Source organism: Hydrogenophaga sp. RWCD_12, from assembly GCF_046604225.1.
Taxonomy (GTDB): domain Bacteria; phylum Pseudomonadota; class Gammaproteobacteria; order Burkholderiales; family Burkholderiaceae_C; genus Hydrogenophaga.
Genome location: NZ_JBKIXC010000006.1, coordinates 102,004 through 119,323, shown reverse-complemented (window position 1 = coordinate 119,323; position 17,320 = coordinate 102,004). Strand labels below are relative to the sequence as shown.

Below are 17,320 nucleotides of genomic sequence, written 5' to 3'. Positions count from 1 at the left end.
CTAATGCCTACCTGTGAGCGCCGCCCAACAGCGCGACCACAGATTCTGTGACAGCCGGTGCGGCTCACCGGGCGGCGCTGGAACTTCTTGCGGCGCAACATTGTCCAGGATGGCCTGGGGCCGGTCCTTCACCAGTTTCATGGCCTCTTCCTTGCCCAGAAGGCGTTCCGCCACTTCCAGCGCGGGTCGAAGCTGGGGGCGGCGGCGACCCGCCGTGTGCGCATCGCTGGCCAGAATATGGGTGCGCCCTTCGGCGAGGAAACGTTCGCCCCAGTACTGCGCACGGCGGCCGAACGCTCCCGTGAGAGCTCCAGCGGTCACCTGCATCCAGGCACCCTGCTCGATCAGCCTCAGAAACACGGGGTAATGGGCCTCGACCCAGGTCAGTCGCTCCGGGTGGGTGATGACCGGCGTGTAACCGGCTGCCACCAGTGAGAACACCGCATCTTCGAATCGCGGCGGCGGCGTGGTGTGTGACGGCTCCAGCAGCAAGTACCGGGAGCGGTTCAGCGTCGGCACCGTTCCGGCGCGCAGGCCTTCGAGAAGGCCGGGCACCAGATGGACGTCTGCGCCCACCACCAGCTTCAACCCGATGTTGCGCTGTTCAAACTCTGCCTGCAAAGCTTGCATGGCCTGCTGGATTCCAGGCCCGTCATTCATGTACATGCCAGGGTAGATGTGTGGCGTGCACGCCATCGTATGGATGCCGTCCTCCACCGCAATGGCCGCCATCTCCAGAGAGACCTGCAGGTTCTTGGCACCGTCGTCGATGCCCGGCAGGATGTGTGTGTGCAAATCGATCATCGTTTCACGTTCGCGGCAATACCCCCCACCAGGCGGGTCAGGACAACGCGATCCAGCAAGAGTTCACCGCGCAAGCCGCCCCGGACGTCGGCTTCGGACTTGGGAACCAAGGCCAGCGTGAGCGCCTGGCAATCGCTGCCGATGGTCAACTCCATCGACGTGCGGCTCCATTCCGAGTCTGTGGATTGCATGGCAACAGACCGGGCGAGTTCCCCGCCTCCCTGGGCGCAAGTGAAGGTCCAGACCAGACCCTGGGCGCTTGGCAGTTCCCTGGCGCGAAAATCGCCCTCAAAGTGATACACGCCGGCCGGCAGCAGGAGGTCGTGCTTGAGCAGCGGCATCCGCAACGGGCGTCCGTTGAAGCGGATGCGCAAGACCTGCCCCCTCGGTCCCATGCCTACACGCTCCACCTCCGCACCCACGCGGGCCGGGTCACCTTCGGCCAGGTCCCAGTCAAAGGCATCGCGGACAAATTCCCGGTCGAACCCGCCGTTGTAGATCAGATCCAGCGGTCGCTTCCAGAGTTGCAGCCAGACGGCATGCGCGTCCAGCCAGCGTGCCTCCGCCTTGAGCTGACGGACCACCAGCAGGCCGGTCGCGGACTGGATGCCATCGCGCTGCAAGACTTCGACCACCAGCGGCAAGGTGGCCCACATCGGCAGTTTTTCCGCCGGGATGACACGCAAGGCACGGTTCACCCAATCCACGTTTCCCTGCGAAGCGCTTCGCAGGACATCGAGCAACGCCGGGTCCTGGCTTGACAGCACCATCAGCCTGGCCAACGAGCGAGATGCCTCTGCGTCTCCATGCCGCACGGCCAGTTGCACCAGGAATGGCACGGCCTGTGCCCAGTCCTGCCTCGAAAGTGCGCGCACCACTTGCTGCTTCAATACCTCGTCGCGGAAGGGCGCCACACGACTGACCAGGTCAATCAGCCGGCCACCATCCATGCCAATGGTCTCGGGCGGCAATCCAGCGTAGCGAACCATGTCCGCCATGGCCAGCCCGTCTCCAGGATTGTTCGCCACCCGTTCACGCAGCCGGTCCCATTCCGGCCCCGCCGCTCCTGGTGCCGACGCTGAGCTCGAGGCCGGGCACCCGTCAACGACCGGCCATTGGCGGTTCTGGCACGCAAAGTCCAGATTGGCGGTCACCGAAAGCCAGGTCAATGCAATGGCCGCGAGCACACACAATGCGAGCGCCACACGCCAGGAAACACTCAGGCCCACGGGAAGTCGTCCTGGGTCCGGCATGACGTCACTCCGCATCGAGGCTCGCCAACTGCGGCCCGCCCGAGCGGGAAACAAACTGGGCCTTCAGGCGAAAGTCACGCACCATGACCTGCTGGTTGCGGTCAAGCATCCGGATCTGGACGGCACCCGACACCACCTGACGATCCTGGACCTGCTTGAGGTCGAAACGTGCCGGTCCCAGCCCGGTCACCACCGCATCACCCAACAACCGCTGGTAAGCACCGGCAAAACGCTCAGCCGACGCCTCCTGCTGCGTGGACCGCGCCGCCCAACGCTGCAGCCGCTCGATCTGACCGGTCTCCAGCATGTGCAGCAAGTCCACCAGCACAGGCTGGTAGGCACGGATGTCGCCCTTCAGGGAAGCCGCATCGGCCTTGGCTGGCGAACTGTCGTCGGCTGCCGGGGCAGGGGTCGCCTGTACAGCCCGCGCCGGCTCACTGACTGAGGCAACAACGGTGGTCTCCGGTGCCGCCACCGAAGCCGCGGCTTTGTCGGTCTGTTCGGCCAACGGGGGCTTCCGTTCCCGCGGGCTCTTGGGCACTGGGTTGCCTGTGGGCACCCGTGCCAGCGCAACACCCGGTTTTGCCGTTCGCCCCTTGTCCTCTCCATGCGATGGCGCTCCAGGAAACACTTTGTCGGGAGCCCAGCCATCGCCCTGCCCGTTTTGTGGCCCCTCCGGAGACTCGGAAAGGTTCAGCAACGGTTCTGGCGCCTTGGCCAGACCCAGCGACGCATCGTCGGCCGACGACCACATGGTCGCCAATACACCAACCGCGCCCAGAACCAATGCCCCGGAAACGAATGCCACGATGCGTCGCCGCGACAGGCGTCCGTGGACCGGAGCCCGCTGGCGTCCATGGATAGGCACCGTTGGCTTGGGAGCGGAGCTCAGCGTTTGCCGTGCTTTCAGCTGTGAATCGTATTCGGCCCGCTTCACCGACGAAGACAGGACGTCGTGCGCCAGATTCACCCGCGCAGCCGCATCGTCGGGCCAACGAACATCGTCGCGCGCAAAGTCGGGGTGCGTCAGCCGGATCAGGATGCGATAGTGCTCACGCACCGCCGACAGGTCGCTTCCAGGATGGACTCCCATCACCTCATAGTGGGTCGCACCAGAACGCAGCATCGCTGTCCTGACAAAGAACCGTGCTGCCTGCCGGACTGGGGTCGATGGCGTGTCGCGAGAAATGCCGGATACCGGCCTGTCGGCAGCGAGATGGAGGATGTCCAGGACTTTGTCGAACAGCAGCCGTGGCTCCCCGCGCGCCACTGCATGGCGGCCAGGGCTCTGCTGGAACGCCAGCAAGGCTTCCCAGAGCACCTCGGGGGACACACTGCCGGCGGACGGGGTCATGGGCGGTTTGCCAGTCAGAGACGGGGCTCGTCCACACCGGCCAGACGGTTCACCAGCACATAGACCGACGGCATGGCCTTGCCATCACGCGGAAGCTTGTGCTCCACCTGAAACTGGCTCACCCGCGCCTCCAGGCTGTCTGCGGTCGCTGCCAGTTTCTGCTTGGCTTGCAGCTGCTTGAGCTGTTCATTGAGCCACTGCCCGGCCGGATCGGAATCCTTGGCAGCAAACACGCGCGCGCGGTATCCGGGAGGCAGGCGCCAGAGCGTCGTGAAGGCACCCGACCAGGTCTTGCGGAACGCGTCCATCGGGAGCGTCCAGGTCTGTCCATTTGCAGCGAGGGTCACGGTGTCACCCGCCATCTTTTGCAGCAGGACCCAGCGCCTGGTCGTGCCCTCCTGCAACTGGACCAGTCCGGGGCGATCCAGCGCCTTGAGTTCAGAGAGGCCGATGCCAACCTGGCGGAAACACTGCACCCCCAACGCCAGGCCGCTCTCGCAGGCGCTGGTCGGATCCAGCTTCACGCCCCAGAGTTGTCCCAGCAGCGGCCAGATGACTTCCGGTTTGTCCTGGATGGTGGCCAGTTCAGGCGCCTTGGAGGACTCCTTCGGAGCGGGAGCGGTGACTGCAGCTTCGACCGGAACAGGCGCTGTCGCCGGTGGCACCACGGCGGGTGGCACGACCGGCGCGGGTGCCGCGGGCGGCGTGGCGTCCGCAGGCGAAGCCGCGACAGGTGCCACTTCGGTCGACTTGATCACCCCCACCACTGCGGCCTTCGCTGGCTTCTCGGCAAGCTTGACCGTCGGCGCGCTGTCACCCGAACCCATCCACCAGGCACCAGCACCCAAGGCGGCCACCACAGCAACGCCCACCAGGCCTGGAACCAGCCAGCGCCGCGATGGAGGTCCGCCAGCACCGAACAAGGTGTTGTTGCCAGACGCGCCTGCAGGCCGTTCACCGGTGGTGGCCTCATTCCGCTCGGTGTCCGCGCTCAAGGTGGAGGCGAAGCCTGAGCGAGGCGACTGGGACTCGTCTTCGTAGCCGTAGTAACTGCCATACCCATAGTCGGTCCCGTGCTTGTCGCTCACATGGGTCAGCACCACCCCCATCGGGGCAATACCGCCATGGCGCAGCCGGCGCAGGGCATCCTTGATGGCGGACTTGCGGGTCGAGCCGGCCTTGATCGTGAAGATCAGGTGGGGCACCTGGTTGCCCAGCACGATGGCATCCGCGATGCCGAGCAGCGGCGGGCTGTCGATGATGACCTGGGTGTAACCCAGTTCATGGGCTTTTTCCAGCAGCAGCTGGAACTTCGGACCCATGAGCAGTTCGACCGGATCGGGAGGCGTCGGTCCGGCCGTCAACACCGACAGATTGGCGATGTTCGCGTTCTGGATCAGTGTGCCAGCGCCCGGCTCCCCGGCCAGGAAGTTGGACAGCCCGCTCTCATTGGGCAGCAGCATGGTCTTGTGAACCGACGGATTGCGCATGTCCGCATCAATCAGCAGCACCTGCTTGCCCAGCTGCGCGAAGTTGATGGCCAGCGAGATGGCGGTGGTCGTCTTGCCTTCGGCCTTGCCGCAACTGGTCACCATCAGCAGCTTGGGCGCGCCTTCGTTGGTGGAAAACTGCAGCGCCGTCCGCATGGAGCGATAGGCCTCCGCGAACGCACTTCTGGGGTCATCGTGCACCAGGGACGCCACCCGGCCACCGCGCCCCTTGTTGCGGACCAGAGGAATCAACCCGAGCACCGGTACGCCGTAGGACGGCTCAATCTCGTCGGGATGCTTGACGGTATCGTCGAGGTTTTCGCGAAGGAAAGCGATGCCAAGGCCAAAGAGGAAGCCCATCACCATGCCGATGAAGGCATAGCGCTCTGGATCAGGACTGAACGGGAACAGCGGCGGCTTGGCCTCGTCGACGATCGAGATGTTGTTAGTGGTCAGACCCCCCGTGACAGCTACCTCTTTCAGCCGCTGCAACAGGCTGTCGTACACCTGCCGGTTGGTTTCCAGTTCACGCTTGAGCAGGTTCAGGTCGACACTGCGGTCCTGCACCACTTCCACGGCGGCACGGGACTGACCCACACGATCCCGCAGCTGCGATTCCTGCTTCCTGGCGGCCTCGTACTGCGCACGGATCGACGCCAGCACCACATTGACCTCCGACTTGATGCGTGCATTCAGGTCATCGATCTGCGTCTTGAGCTGCACCATCTTCGGGAACTCGGGCTTGAACACCGCCAGGTTCTGCGTGTACTCGGCCTCCAGCTTGGCGCGCTGTTCCTTGAGCGCATCCACGGTCTTGCTTTCGAGCACCTGGGGCGCGCTCTCCGGGTTGCGCATCACCTCGTTGTAGAGCGATTCGATCTTGATGCGCTCCTCCTCGGCCCTGGCCAGCGACGCCGACAGGGAAGAGAAGTTCTGGCTGGCGACTTCGGACTTGTCGCTCAAGGCAAGGATCTGGTTGCGCTTGGAGTAATCGTTGATCAGGCGCTCGGATTCTTCGAGCTTGGTCTTGGTCACCTTGATCTGGTCTTCGAGAAAACGGCGCGCATAGGTTGAGGATTCCAGACGCCGCTCAAGGTTGACCGCCATGAACGTGCGAGCCATCGTGTTGGCGATCCGCGCTGCCAGCTCCGGATTGCTGTTGGTCACGACAATGTTCACCAGCCGCGATTCGCGCACCGGCTCGATGGACACCGAACCCCGGAACGCAGACACCACGCTGTTGCGATCCAGGAACTGCGGATCCTGAACCGCTGGCGTGTTCAGCTTGCGGTAGGTGTTCATGATCCGGCCAAAAAAGCCGGTCGCCTCCGGCTTGGAAGCGTCGCCCTTCGGATCAATGATGCCGCCCTCATCGCCAGCCCCCGGGAGCGCGTCACCCGCCGTCTTGCGATGATTGAGCCCCATCTCATCGATCACGCGCTCGGCAATCGCTCGACTCCTGAGCAATTCGATCTGGGTGGTCAGCTGCGCGCCGTCGTCCCAGACTTCCTTCTCTGAGTCCACTTCGTTGCCGAAAGCCACGACGCGCTGTGCTGTGCGATCTATCTGCACCAGCGCGGCCGTTCGATACAGGGGTGTGGAGCGAAGGCTCTGCACGGCAGCCAGCACACCGCCGGCAAGTGTCAATGCCAGCAGCATCCATTTGTAGCGGAGCAGGACACGAAGGATCGCGCGCAGGTCGATGCCATCGCCTTCAATGCCAGCGGCCGCGGCGTCTTCCCGCTCGGAAGGAAGTCCCAGCGCATTCGGGTTGCGAAGCGCAATGGCTCGAGCCTTGGACGGCACTTTGGGATTGGGCTCGGCAGGCACGATTTGAGACATGGGATAGATGGGAAAGAATGGGAGACGCCTGAGACATCAGGCCTTGCAGTGACCGTCGACCACTGCGGTCAGCGCGGGGTGAGTCCGGAGAACGGATTGATGGAGTCGATGATGTCGCGGAACAGGGAGTCTCTCAACGCCGCGCGGGCAGCGCTGCGTTTGACCACGATCACATCGTCGGCCAGGACGACTGGATCAGGGTTCTTGCCATCTCGAATCGCCTCCAGATTGAACGTCTGCTGGGTGGGTTGCTGACCATCTGCACCCTTGCGGTACAGCATGATCTCGGACAGGTTGGCATAGTTGCCACCACCGCCAGCCAGGGCAATGGCCCTGAGCAGCGTGAGTTCCCCGGTCACCGGGTAGATACCGGGCTTCGCGACCGCCCCTTCAACGGTGACCCTGCGGACGGTGAACTCCTTGATGTAGATCGAGACCTGCGGGTTCTGCAGGTACTTGTCAGCAAAGGCAGCCGCGATCGCCTGCTCCACCTGCTGGCCGGTCATCCCGACCACCGCGAGGTTGCCGACGAGAGGCAATGTGATCTGGCCGGAAGAATTGACCCGCAGGGTCTTCTTGAGCTCAGGCACTCCGTAGACCTCCATGTCGATCAGGTCATTGGGCGACACCCGATAGTCGGCACTCAGCCCGGCCAGGGTGTCCAGCGGCTGAGGCTGGCTCGGCTGGCCTGCCGGCGGGGCGTTTTGCCGAGTGGCCGCGGAGTTGTCAGGGGCCGCAGCCTGCGCGAAAGCCGGGCCGCCAAAAAAGACCGCCCACATCGCCAGCCCACACAGAACTTTTCGCATTTTCTCGTTTCCTACACGCCCGGTGCCAATATCGGCGAAGGGCGCAAGATTTTAATGGAAAGTACTCGTTTTTGGCCCCGAAATGGCGTCTGTTACCTGCCGGAACCGTGATGCCTGCCGCAGGAGGATCCCAGAACAGAACGCACCCTGGATGGCCAGCGCCGGGATGCGCAGGTTGAAGTCCACCCAGGCATGCAGCAACAGTCCCGCCAGGCCCAGCGCAGCCGCCAGCGCCCAGGCATCGTCTGCCGCCAGCGGGCGTTTCGAGTCTGAAACGCGTCGCAGCAAGGGCCAGGCCTGTCTCGCCAACAGCCAACCCGCCAACAGTACACAGATGACCCCCAGCGCCCCGGTCTCCATCAGGAACTGAACGTAGTCACTGTGCGCGTGCTCCACGAAGTTCCTGCTCGTCTGCATCGGCTGAAACCTCGGAAACACGGCCGAAAAAGAACCTAACCCGGAACCCATCGGCCAGAAAATCTTTGCGGCCTGCCCTGTGCTCTGGAAGATCGACCAACGCACCGAAGCGTCGGCGGAAAGCCCGCCCAGCCGGTGCAGGAACTGGGTCCCGACCGCCAGCAGCGCCGCCAAGACCAGCACGCCCAGCGCCCCCAGGCGCCACCGCAGCGGCCAGTACTGCCCGATCCCCGGCGGCATGATCAGGATGGCGGCCGCCAGCACCAACAGGGCGATTGCGAGCCCTGCCCGCGATCCGGTGGCCACCACGGCAGCCATCATGACCGCCAGGACGACGCCCCACATCCAGGCTTGACCGCCCTCCCGGCGCGAACGTCCCCGCTCGTGCGACTGGCGCTGCATCTCCAGCACGGTCCAGGGAATGCACATCACCAGATAGCTGGCCAAGTGGTTGGAATTGGCGAAGGTCCCGATCGCTCCAGTGAAGAAAGCTCCGAAATGCAGGAACTTGGCGGGCCCGAGCTGCGCCAGTGCGAGGATTGCCTGAGCCAGTGCCGACGCCAGGCAGACACGCGCAAGCACCGTCAGCTGGGCACGCGTGGCGGTCAAGCCCAGCGCCACTGCAGCCACCACCGGAATGCCGGCCAAGGCAGACACCAGCGTCGCCTCCGGCGTCAGGGACAAGGCCCGCCACCGATCGGACCACAGCCCCAGACCCTCCAGGAGTTCCCGGTAAAACGCGCGCCCCGGCAGCGCGGTCCAGAGATCCGGTGGAAGAGGCACCAGTTGCACCAGGGCGATCCACAGCGGGGAGGCCAGCAAGACGAGCAGCGCCACCAGCCGGGCACCGGAACCCCAATGCTGGCGCCGACCCTGCGCCCAAGCCAGCACGGCCCCCAGCAAAACCATCAGCCCCAGCCCCTCCAGCGGAATCAGGGCAACACCCCGGTTACCCCCCCGGATCAAGGGCGCCGCGAGCAGCAACGCGAGCCCAGCCCCATAGGCCAAGGTCGCGCCGAAGGGAGTACCCCCTTCGCGCGGGCTCGTTTTGTAGTGGGAAAGATGGGGCATGGAAACGCGGTCAAGTTGTAACAATAAAGTTACAACCTCTCAGTATAGGCGGTGGATCGTGGCGACGAGACACTGACAGCCCCCACCCCAGTCGGCTGGCAGGTCATTGCGACCGCCATTTCAACCAGAAACGGCGCAACCGCTCCCGCAGCAGCACCGGGTAGCTGCCCTCCATGCCATAGGCTTGGCGCAGGTACTCCGCACCGGGAAACAGCCGCTGCCAGACCCAGCGCAGCCGGGCGCGAGTTCCGGGCAATGCCTTCCACGCCTGGCGCTGCATGTAACGCCAGTCGCCCAGCCGGGCAGCATCCAGGGACTCTTGGTTGGCCAGCCCGCGCAGGCGCGTCAGCACGTCTTCGGGAATCGGCGTTGCAAGGACCGCTTTCGCCGCTTCCAGTGCATTCAGGGTCACACCCGCCAGCTCCTTCTGCGCCGCCAGGGTGAGCAGCATGTCCCAATCGGCACGCGAGAAGCAGCGCCCCAGCGCCACAAAGTCATACAGCCACTTCAGCAGGTCTCCAACCCCGTTTTCGAGGTTGCGCGCGCGGTGCACGGCCGCATGCAGCATGGCGTGCGCCGGGCCGAGGCCGCGAGCGCCCGGGGCCAGGCGCGGCAATGCGATGGAGGAGGCCATGAGCTCGTCGAATCCAAGCGCGCTGGCAAAGACAGCGGAATGGTTGAGACGCCAGTGAATGTCCACCTCCAACGACCATTCGGGTGAAATACCCCCAATGCACATCAGGGCCGATGTCGTGAGCGTTCCAGGCGCTTCCAGGTACCGGTAGCCCAACCCCGCCAGAAGCTCGACCACCCGCTCCGCTTCGTCGCGCGAAGACACCAGCAGGTCGAGATCGCCGCAGGCTCGCAGATGCGGCTCCGGATAGGCCCAGTAAGCGAGTGCCGAACCCTTCAGAACGAGCGGCGCCACCCCGTTGGCACACAGCAGTTCGATGACGCGCCGGTACTCCGACTCCATGCGCATCGAGCCGAGGACTTCCTGTCGTGCCACCAGCCGAAGTTCGTGCAGCCAACGGCCGTTGGCCGCTTCGCCATGGAGACCACGGACCGCCCGCTCCAGCAGGCAGACCACTCCCTCCGATTGGGCCGCCCGAACCAGCAACTCAGCGTGGGCATCAGACGTCCAGGGTTCCGCAGGCGCCTCAACGCCGGCCAGCCAGCGGGCCAGTCGCGCCCGTTCAATCTCCATCGCCCGGGAGCGATACGTCGCGCGTTGCGGACGGCTCCACCATGTCGCCTGGTTTTCTGAAGTGCCGCGCGAAGAACACCTTCAGCGCCACCACGTCCATCTTGGCCACAGGAGAGAGTTGGCGCCCCCCGGCTACCTGACCCTGTTCGCTGGCTGAAAGCAGCTGGAGGAACTCCTGGCCGGCAATGCCGCCCTCCATCGGTCCGGTTTCCGCCACGATGCGATCAAACATCACCACTGCTGCGGTCACCAGATTCAGTGCTTCCTTCTCCGCAACATCGCCCGCCATGTATTTGTTCAGCAACGCGCAGGAGTAGGCACCGCAAACCTTGGGGCGCCAGCTGTCATAGATGCTGCAACAGCCGCCAAGAAACTTCGGACACGGCAACCGCAGGGCAACCTGACCGGGCGCATCGTTCACATGCAGTCCGGCCGATTTGGCATCCTCCAACTCGTCCTGTCCCAGCTCTCCAGTGGCAAACCATCCGCCACGGCAGCAAAGACCGCAGGCCAGACAAAGCTTGTGAGGATCGGGTGCGCTGTCGCTCATGGAAAGGCCTTACTGCCCCGCAGGACGCACGCGCAGCAGCGACTTCTCCACCAGGTCGATCGCCAGCTGCTGCAAGTCAGACTCCAGCCGGTTCTGCTCTACGTCGTATTCGTCCTGGAGAGCCTCGCGGGCCTGGGCAAACGTCATTCCTTGACGAAGCAGTTCCCAGAAGCGGGCACCCACAGGATTGAGGCTGAAGTAGGTGCCAGTGGTCAGGTCGAGAATCACGGTCTCGTCCCCCATCTCCCGGGTCATCACCTGCGACGGAATTTCTGCAGTATCAAGCGGGTTCATGTGGCGTCCTGATTCGAAAGCGCATGCTGCTGTATGGCGTCCCTCACGCGATCCAGCAGTTCGTATCGGCGAGGATAGTCCAGCCGGTAGAAGATCGGCAACGCCACCATCTGGCTGAGCTCATCGAAATGCCGGGCAATCACCGGGCCGGAAGAGATGTCCAGCATGAACGAGTGGTTCACCAGTCCGATCAGGGCATCGCTGGGTTTCATCGGCTCGATGACCACGTCTTCTGAGACTCCCTCGCCAAGGAAGTAGACGCGCCGGAGCGGAAGCTGTTCCTCCCGGTGCGCAAGGTGACCGTCAGAAAGCACCCTCGTCTTCGCCGTGTACAGAACAGGTGGTGACAGCAGCGCATCGGCGTGGACCAGCGCATCGCGGCTGTCTTCCCACAAGCGGATCGACGGATGGCTGGGCTGGATCAGATAACCGTCATCCCCCTTGGTCAGCCGCAAGCCGTCATCGGTCAGGAAGAATTCGCCATTGGAGGCAAAACTGGCGGCCAGCGTGGATTTGCCCCTGCCAGAGCGTCCCATGAATGCCACGCCTTCGGTACCGAGAGACACGGCGGCAGCATGAAACACCAGTTCCCCCTGCAGACTTTGCGCAAGGGGCAACACCTGGTTGAGGAGCAGGTGTTCTAGGGTGGTGGCGTCGATCCCCTCACCCGGAAACTGTTGCACCTTCAGGCCGTCCAAAGAAACCAGGAAATCCGCCAGACCGGGGAAGCGCAACCAGTGAGCATCGGGAAGCCGGGCAAACGACAGCCAGAGACTCCCGTCAGGCAATGTCCATTGGTGAGAGGGCGCCGGAAAAATACCGAGGGCTCCCGAGGAGCCCTGAATGAGTTCGAATTCCACTGTCGATCGACCGGGAGCCAAGCTGCCGGTCACACGGAACAGTGAATCAGCAACGCTTCTTCACTGCGGTGCCGCAATTGGTGCCCGTACCGCCACTCTTGTTTTCAGTGACCACGCCCTGTGAACCGCCCTGGGTCAGGGTACGCAGATCCCCGTGCATGACGAGCTCAGGAGCCACATAAGCCTTCTTGGCAGAGGTTTCAGCGACGAAGTGATTCATGGATAACAACCCAACGGCAAGATTATGTAAGTAAAAAGACTGCAGCAGGTCAGCCGCGATATTGCAAGTGTAGGGTAATCGTTGAATAGCCCACAAGCCCCCACTGGACTACAGGCGCGATCTGGAGGGAATTTGGCGGAAATTTGGGCCTGTCTGCAACACTATCTTACAAGTTGCGGCACTTCTTACGCCCTGTGTGGCCCGGAGGATTTGAGCCAGGACGCCAGCACGAAGCGGCTGAGGCGCTCCAGCCGCAAGCTGTAGCCTGGATCCCCATAGTCCGTATTGACTGCTTCCATTTCGGGCGAAGTGAGCCACCGCCGGAGATGCCGTCCACCCTCACCCTGCGTCAGTTCAGCCAGGGCATCGGATTCGGTCAACACCGCCAGCCGGTCGTAGAACGTCCATCCCGGATGGTTGCCCGTGTCGGAACGCCAGCGCGTGGCATCGGGCAACATGCCTTCGGTACCCTCACGCAACACGTTCTTGTACCAAGGGATGGCCAGTTTGGCCTCCAGCGGCATCCGCACCGCAAACTCGATCACCCGGCGGTCCGAATAGGCGCTGCGCGGCTCGACGCCGTTGGCGAAGGCCAGCAAGCCGTAGTTCTCGTGCGCAAAGGACGCCTGCCCCGACATAAACAATCGGGCGTGGCGGCGAAGATCGTCCGGTGACCAGGAAGAATGTCCTGCCGTGTACGCGCTGGAGCGTTTCCCCCGGAGGTAGGGCGACGCCCATTCGGGCCGGATTGCCTGCAGGTCGCCGGAATTCAGCCTTTGGCGATCCCGGCGTTCCCGGATGCCCGCCCTCAGCCACCGCGGCACGATGACTCTCGCCCAAGTGATCAGAAACTCCCAATATGGGCGCGGCCAACCGTGATTCCGCCCAGCCTGCAGCAGGCCTCCGGCCAGATCCAGCCGACGGCGTCTCACCACCTCCTCGAACGACGAGGCTCCATCGCGAAACAGAAGGTCGCCCGCCATGCCGTCCAGCAGCACGCCGCAACCCGCGTCGCGCGCCGCCTGGTAGCACAGGTGGTAGGTCAGACCGTTGGCCCAGGCAAAGGGCTCGTCCGTCGTGGCGATGGCTGCACACAAGCGGTCCCGCTCTTCATTCACCTTCGATGCATTCATCACCGTCGGCTGCAGCCAGGGGTCCGCCTGCAGGATCGCACTGATGCTCTTCCAGTCGGTGCAGTTCTCCCGGTCCTCGCGGACCAGCGAGACGGTTCTCAGTGGCTGGGTCAGCTCGCCGCGCAGCCGGTGACTGATGAGCCCGACGATGGTCGAGGAGTCCATGCCGCCGCTGAGCATGGCGCCGACCGGGCGGATGTGGCGCAGGCGGCACTTCACCGCCTCCTGCAGCTGGGCCATGAAGGCCTCGGTGCACTCTGCCAGCGAGGCAAAGTGCAGGGGCTCCAGGTCCGCCGGGTTCCACCACCGCCAGGTTTCGACCCCATGCGCCGTGGCCCGCATCGCGTTTCCGGCCGGCAGGCGCAGGATGTCCTCCCAGAAGGTCCCGGTCTGATCGTCCCGGTCGAACGCCGGCACCAGGTAGTCGAGCACCCGCGAATCGTTCACCCGCCGCGGAATGCCGGGCAGCGTCAGCAGCCCCTTGATTTCCGACGCAAAAGCCAGCCAGCCGCGGCCCGCGTGGTAATAGAAGTGCCGCGTCCCCGCGGCATCGCGCCCCGCAAACAGGATCTGCCGCCGCGCGTCCCAGACGAAGAACACACACTCGCCGACGATGTGCCGGACGCAGTCTTCGCCCCAGGCTTCGTAGGCCCGCAGCACCAGTTCAGCGTCGGCGCGCGAACGCAATACAGCGCCACGGCCCAGCAGTTCGCGCCGCAGCTCGGGCGCGTTGTCGACCCGGCCGTCCATCACCAGCACCAGGCTGCCATCGCCATTGGCCAACGGCAGTGACTCTTCCAGCGACTCCGGCGTGGTGCGCAGCATGCACTGGCCCAGCGCCACCGGCCCCTGGCGCCAGTGCGTGATGCCGTCCGGGCCGCGGTGCTGCATCGCCGCCGTCATGCCCTCGATCACGCCGGGCTCCACCAGACGCCCGTCCCAGAACACGATGCCTGCCACGCCGCTCATCGATGCTCCCTCACCGGTCGAACGAGGCGACCAGCCCCAGATCGTCGAACGGTGCGAAATCCGCCGCCACATCGGCACGGTCGTTGACCGGGACCCCTTCGCACTCGATCCACGCGTGCGCCTTGAACACGCCCTGCGACAACTGCACGCCGATGCGCAACTCGCTGGCCATGCCCCGGCGGCTCAGCATCCAGCCCAGCAGCAGCGAACGGGTCAGGCAGGTCACCGGAAACGGCGTCAACGAGGCGGCGATGTTCACCGCGCGGCCCAGATCCCGTGCCCGCACGAGGTCCGGTGCCCCGGCGCCCGGGGCCCGCGCCATCATCCGCACCTGCAACCGGGGCAGCCCCAGGGTCCACAGCGCCAGCCAGACCAGTGGCAGCAGGCACCAGGCCGAGAGCAGCACACTGCGCTGTTCCGCCGTCAGGGCACGCCAGCGCGCCCAGCGGGACGCATGGCCGCTCATGGCTGCGCCGCCCCGCCACGGGGCACTTCGTGCAGCACCCCGCCCTCCAGCCGCAGCACCCGGTCGGCCAGCGCCAGGCTGGCCGGTCGGTGCGTGATGAGAATGACCGTGCGGCGCGCCAGCGCGTCGTGGCAGTCGGCGATGAAGCTGCGCTCAGCCTCCGGATCGAACATCGCCGTCGCTTCGTCCAGCACCAGGATCGGCGGGTCCTTGAGCAGCGCGCGCGCCAAGGCAATGCGTTGCCGCTGGCCGCCCGACAGCCGCACACCCTGGTCACCGATCAGCGTGTCGTAACCCTGCGGCAGCTGGGTGATGAAGTCATGCGCCTGGGCCTTGCGGGCCGCTTCCTGCACGGCATCCAGCGAAGCGCCCGGCAGACCCCAGGCAATGTTGTCGAGCACCGATCCGTTGAACAGCAGCACGTGCTGGGGCACCACCCCGATCTGGCGCCGCAGGCTCTCCAGACGCACCCCCGCGATGTCGTGGCCGTCGATGCGGACAACGCCCTGCGAAGGCACGATGAGCCGCATCAGCAGGTGCACCAGGGTGCTCTTGCCAGCGCCGTTGACACCGGTCAGTGCCACCGTCTCTCCAGCCATCACGCGCAGGTTCAGGCCCTGCAGCGTCGGACCGCGCCCCGGGTAGGCAAAACCCACGTCCTGCATGCCGATCTCGCCGCGCACCGGGGGCAGATCGGCCGCGGTGGAAGCGTCTGGTTCGGGAAGCTCCTGCAGGACCTCGCCCAGCCGCTGGAGCGCACCCCTGGCCTGGCGCGTCTGTCCATAGATGTCGGCCAGCGAACCGACCGGCCGGGTCAGGAACGCTGCATAGAGCAGGAAGCTCACCATCTCGGCCGGGCTGCGCCCCTGCCCGCTGCCCAGCAGCCACAGCACCAGCACCATGCCCGCCGCCGCGAGGAACTGCACCGTCGGCCCCATGGCGGCGTAGATCAGCCGCTCCTGGTTGCTCAGGCGGAAGATGCGGTCCACATGCTCGCGATAGCGCGCCGACTCCAGCGGTTCGCGGGTGAAGGTCTTGATCGCGGGCAGCATCTGCAGGTTCTCTTCGGCCACCGCCATGGCGTCGGCGTAGGCCTGCTGCAGCTGGTTCGACAGCGGCCGCAGACGCCGCCCCATCACCTTCATCACCAGATAGAACACCGGCACCGTCGCCAGCACCAGCAAGGTCAGGCGGCCATCGATGCGCGCCATCATCACCAGCGCGCCCACCAGCGACACCAGCAGCGGCAGCAGATTGGTCAAGGTGCCACTCAGGTAGGTGGACAGCCGCTCGACGTCATAGGTCAGCAGCGCGACCACATCGCCGTGCTTGCGCTGCTGGAACCAGCCCAGCGGCAGGGCCTGCAGGTGGTCGTACAGCCGCACGCGCAGGCTGGCCAGCACCGCTTCGGCCGTGCGCCCCGTGGCCCAGCCACTGAAAAACCGCAGCAGCCCCTGAGCCGCCAGCAGCATCACCAGCCAGACCAGCAGGCCACCCACAGCCACCACCGACCCGGTGAACAAGCCGCCGGCATAGCGCCCCGCCAGCCAGGGCACCGCCAGCGATACGGCCGTCTCGGCCAGCATCAGCAGCGAACACAAGGCCAGCGTCCAGCGCCAGGGCCAGGCAAACGAGAGGATCCAGCGCAGGCTCATGTCGGCCCCCCCAGGCGCCGGGCCAGCAGCTCGACCAGCGCTTCTTCTGCGCCCGGCTCCAGGTAGCGACCCCAGCGCTGCTCGGTGGCGCGCCAGGTTTCCTCGCCCCCCGGCACACCCATGAAATGCGGGTCGTGGTTCAACACACTGGCGTAAGAACTGCCCTGCCGGTACCGCCCGGCGGCGAGAACACCGGACCGACCCCGGTGCAGCGCGTACCCGTCGCGGTAGGTAGCGAAGTCCACCACCGGCAGACCGCGGCGGCGGATGCTCTTCTGCATCCAGTAGCTCGGCGCGCCGTGGTTGACCCAGGGCGCGATGTCGCGGCGCGCATAGACATCGCGCCGGAACGCCACGAACGAAGCCTGCGCTTCGGGTACGGCGTAGACCCAGTCGCGCATCTCGCCAGCCAGCGCCGCCCCCTGCTGGAAGAGTCCGCCCAGCGTCTGCAGCGTGTCTTGCCGCAGGAACACCACATCGGTGTCGATCGCCAGCACCACATTGGCCCGCGAGCCCATGTCGTCCAGCGCCCGCAGGCCCAGCCGAATGCCGCGTGCGTGCGACAGGAAGCGCCGGTTCTGCACCCAGCGCAGCCGGGGCACACGGCTCCCGAGCGCGGCGCGCAGCCGGTCCGCACCGTCCCGCGAATCGTTGTCGACCACCACGATGTCAGACACCGTGTCAAGCGCGTCCTGCTCCGACAGGGTCAACAGCATCAGCTTGAGCCAGCGCGTGGTGGAGTAGTTGACCGTGACCAGCGCAAACCGTGGCTGGCCATCGAACGGCGGGACGGACGCGGTGCCGAACAGCCCCCGGTGTGCCAGTGCCGCCGCCTGATCGACCGACTGCTCGACACGCCGGCGCACCTGGTCCAACCGCCGGCGCACCTGGCCCTTCGCCTTGACCCTCCAAAACGGGTCGGTCATGCT

Annotated in this window: 15 protein-coding genes; all 15 read right to left on the bottom strand. The window is 65.2% G+C overall.

The annotated features are described in order from the left end of the window. The 15 genes from ACLIJ1_RS21725 to ACLIJ1_RS21655 all read right to left on the bottom strand — a co-directional run bounded on the left by ACLIJ1_RS21725 (position 1) and on the right by ACLIJ1_RS21655 (position 17,317). A complete protein-coding gene (locus ACLIJ1_RS21725) occupies positions 1-804 on the bottom strand; it encodes a tyrosine-protein phosphatase (protein ID WP_411367654.1) in 804 nt (267 codons plus the stop codon). Continuing rightward, complete coding sequence (locus tag ACLIJ1_RS21720; protein WP_411367653.1) at positions 801-2,057, bottom strand: hypothetical protein; 1,257 nt, start codon at positions 2,055-2,057, stop codon at positions 801-803. Before ACLIJ1_RS21720 ends, ACLIJ1_RS21725 begins: the two co-directional genes overlap by 4 nt. 4 nt (positions 2,058-2,061) lie before the next feature. Further along, positions 2,062-3,411, bottom strand: coding sequence for a DnaJ domain-containing protein (locus ACLIJ1_RS21715; RefSeq protein ID WP_411367652.1), 1,350 nt, complete (start codon positions 3,409-3,411; stop codon positions 2,062-2,064). 14 nt (positions 3,412-3,425) lie between these two features. Beyond that, on the bottom strand, positions 3,426-6,743 hold the full coding sequence (locus ACLIJ1_RS21710) for a GumC family protein (RefSeq protein ID WP_411367651.1): 3,318 nt from the start codon (positions 6,741-6,743) through the stop codon (positions 3,426-3,428). A 68-nt stretch (positions 6,744-6,811) separates the two neighbouring features. Beyond that, complete coding sequence (locus ACLIJ1_RS21705; protein ID WP_411367650.1) at positions 6,812-7,549, bottom strand: polysaccharide biosynthesis/export family protein; 738 nt, start codon at positions 7,547-7,549, stop codon at positions 6,812-6,814. Between the two features lie 51 nt (positions 7,550-7,600). Next, positions 7,601-9,037 (bottom strand): O-antigen ligase family protein, encoded by a 1,437-nt coding sequence (locus ACLIJ1_RS21700; RefSeq protein WP_411367649.1) that lies wholly within the window; start codon positions 9,035-9,037, stop codon positions 7,601-7,603. A gap of 103 nt (positions 9,038-9,140) precedes the next feature. After that, positions 9,141-10,244 carry a nucleotidyltransferase family protein gene (locus tag ACLIJ1_RS21695; protein ID WP_411367648.1) on the bottom strand — a complete coding sequence of 368 codons (1,104 nt, stop codon included), beginning with the start codon at positions 10,242-10,244 and terminating at the stop codon, positions 9,141-9,143. Further along, positions 10,234-10,794, bottom strand: coding sequence for a hypothetical protein (locus ACLIJ1_RS21690; RefSeq protein WP_411367647.1), 561 nt, complete (start codon positions 10,792-10,794; stop codon positions 10,234-10,236). Before ACLIJ1_RS21690 ends, ACLIJ1_RS21695 begins: the two co-directional genes overlap by 11 nt. A gap of 9 nt (positions 10,795-10,803) precedes the next feature. After that, positions 10,804-11,088, bottom strand: coding sequence for a PqqD family protein (locus ACLIJ1_RS21685; protein ID WP_411367646.1), 285 nt, complete (start codon positions 11,086-11,088; stop codon positions 10,804-10,806). Continuing rightward, complete coding sequence (locus ACLIJ1_RS21680; protein WP_411367645.1) at positions 11,085-11,948, bottom strand: hypothetical protein; 864 nt, start codon at positions 11,946-11,948, stop codon at positions 11,085-11,087. The genes ACLIJ1_RS21685 and ACLIJ1_RS21680 overlap by 4 nt, the downstream gene beginning before the upstream one ends. Before the next feature lie 46 nt (positions 11,949-11,994). Next, positions 11,995-12,168, bottom strand: a complete 174-nt coding sequence (locus ACLIJ1_RS21675) for a lasso RiPP family leader peptide-containing protein (RefSeq protein WP_411367644.1) — start codon at positions 12,166-12,168, stop codon at positions 11,995-11,997. Positions 12,169-12,353: 185 nt separating this feature from the next. Then, complete coding sequence (locus ACLIJ1_RS21670; RefSeq protein WP_411367643.1) at positions 12,354-14,270, bottom strand: asparagine synthase-related protein; 1,917 nt, start codon at positions 14,268-14,270, stop codon at positions 12,354-12,356. Positions 14,271-14,280: 10 nt separating this feature from the next. Next, complete coding sequence (locus ACLIJ1_RS21665) at positions 14,281-14,736, bottom strand: lasso peptide biosynthesis B2 protein (RefSeq protein ID WP_411367642.1); 456 nt, start codon at positions 14,734-14,736, stop codon at positions 14,281-14,283. Further along, positions 14,733-16,391, bottom strand: a complete 1,659-nt coding sequence (locus tag ACLIJ1_RS21660; RefSeq protein ID WP_411367641.1) for an ABC transporter ATP-binding protein — start codon at positions 16,389-16,391, stop codon at positions 14,733-14,735. The genes ACLIJ1_RS21665 and ACLIJ1_RS21660 overlap by 4 nt, the downstream gene beginning before the upstream one ends. Then, complete coding sequence (locus tag ACLIJ1_RS21655) at positions 16,388-17,317, bottom strand: glycosyltransferase family 2 protein (RefSeq protein WP_411367640.1); 930 nt, start codon at positions 17,315-17,317, stop codon at positions 16,388-16,390. The genes ACLIJ1_RS21660 and ACLIJ1_RS21655 overlap by 4 nt, the downstream gene beginning before the upstream one ends. Positions 17,318-17,320 lie beyond the last annotated feature (3 nt).

Bases quoted from the DNA above. Each gene is read 5' to 3' on its own strand.
- ACLIJ1_RS21725 (WP_411367654.1), bottom strand. From the start codon at position 804: ATGATCGATTTGCACACACACATCCTGCCGGGCATCGACGACGGTGCC.
- ACLIJ1_RS21720 (WP_411367653.1), bottom strand. From the start codon at position 2,057: ATGCCGGACCCAGGACGACTTCCCGTGGGCCTGAGTGTTTCCTGGCGT.
- ACLIJ1_RS21715 (WP_411367652.1), bottom strand. From the start codon at position 3,411: ATGACCCCGTCCGCCGGCAGTGTGTCCCCCGAGGTGCTCTGGGAAGCC.
- ACLIJ1_RS21710 (WP_411367651.1), bottom strand. From the start codon at position 6,743: ATGTCTCAAATCGTGCCTGCCGAGCCCAATCCCAAAGTGCCGTCCAAG.
- ACLIJ1_RS21705 (WP_411367650.1), bottom strand. From the start codon at position 7,549: ATGCGAAAAGTTCTGTGTGGGCTGGCGATGTGGGCGGTCTTTTTTGGC.
- ACLIJ1_RS21700 (WP_411367649.1), bottom strand. From the start codon at position 9,037: ATGCCCCATCTTTCCCACTACAAAACGAGCCCGCGCGAAGGGGGTACT.
- ACLIJ1_RS21695 (WP_411367648.1), bottom strand. From the start codon at position 10,244: ATGGAGATTGAACGGGCGCGACTGGCCCGCTGGCTGGCCGGCGTTGAG.
- ACLIJ1_RS21690 (WP_411367647.1), bottom strand. From the start codon at position 10,794: ATGAGCGACAGCGCACCCGATCCTCACAAGCTTTGTCTGGCCTGCGGT.
- ACLIJ1_RS21685 (WP_411367646.1), bottom strand. From the start codon at position 11,088: ATGAACCCGCTTGATACTGCAGAAATTCCGTCGCAGGTGATGACCCGG.
- ACLIJ1_RS21675 (WP_411367644.1), bottom strand. From the start codon at position 12,168: ATGAATCACTTCGTCGCTGAAACCTCTGCCAAGAAGGCTTATGTGGCT.
- ACLIJ1_RS21670 (WP_411367643.1), bottom strand. From the start codon at position 14,270: ATGAGCGGCGTGGCAGGCATCGTGTTCTGGGACGGGCGTCTGGTGGAG.
- ACLIJ1_RS21665 (WP_411367642.1), bottom strand. From the start codon at position 14,736: ATGAGCGGCCATGCGTCCCGCTGGGCGCGCTGGCGTGCCCTGACGGCG.
- ACLIJ1_RS21660 (WP_411367641.1), bottom strand. From the start codon at position 16,391: ATGAGCCTGCGCTGGATCCTCTCGTTTGCCTGGCCCTGGCGCTGGACG.
- ACLIJ1_RS21655 (WP_411367640.1), bottom strand. From the start codon at position 17,317: ATGACCGACCCGTTTTGGAGGGTCAAGGCGAAGGGCCAGGTGCGCCGG.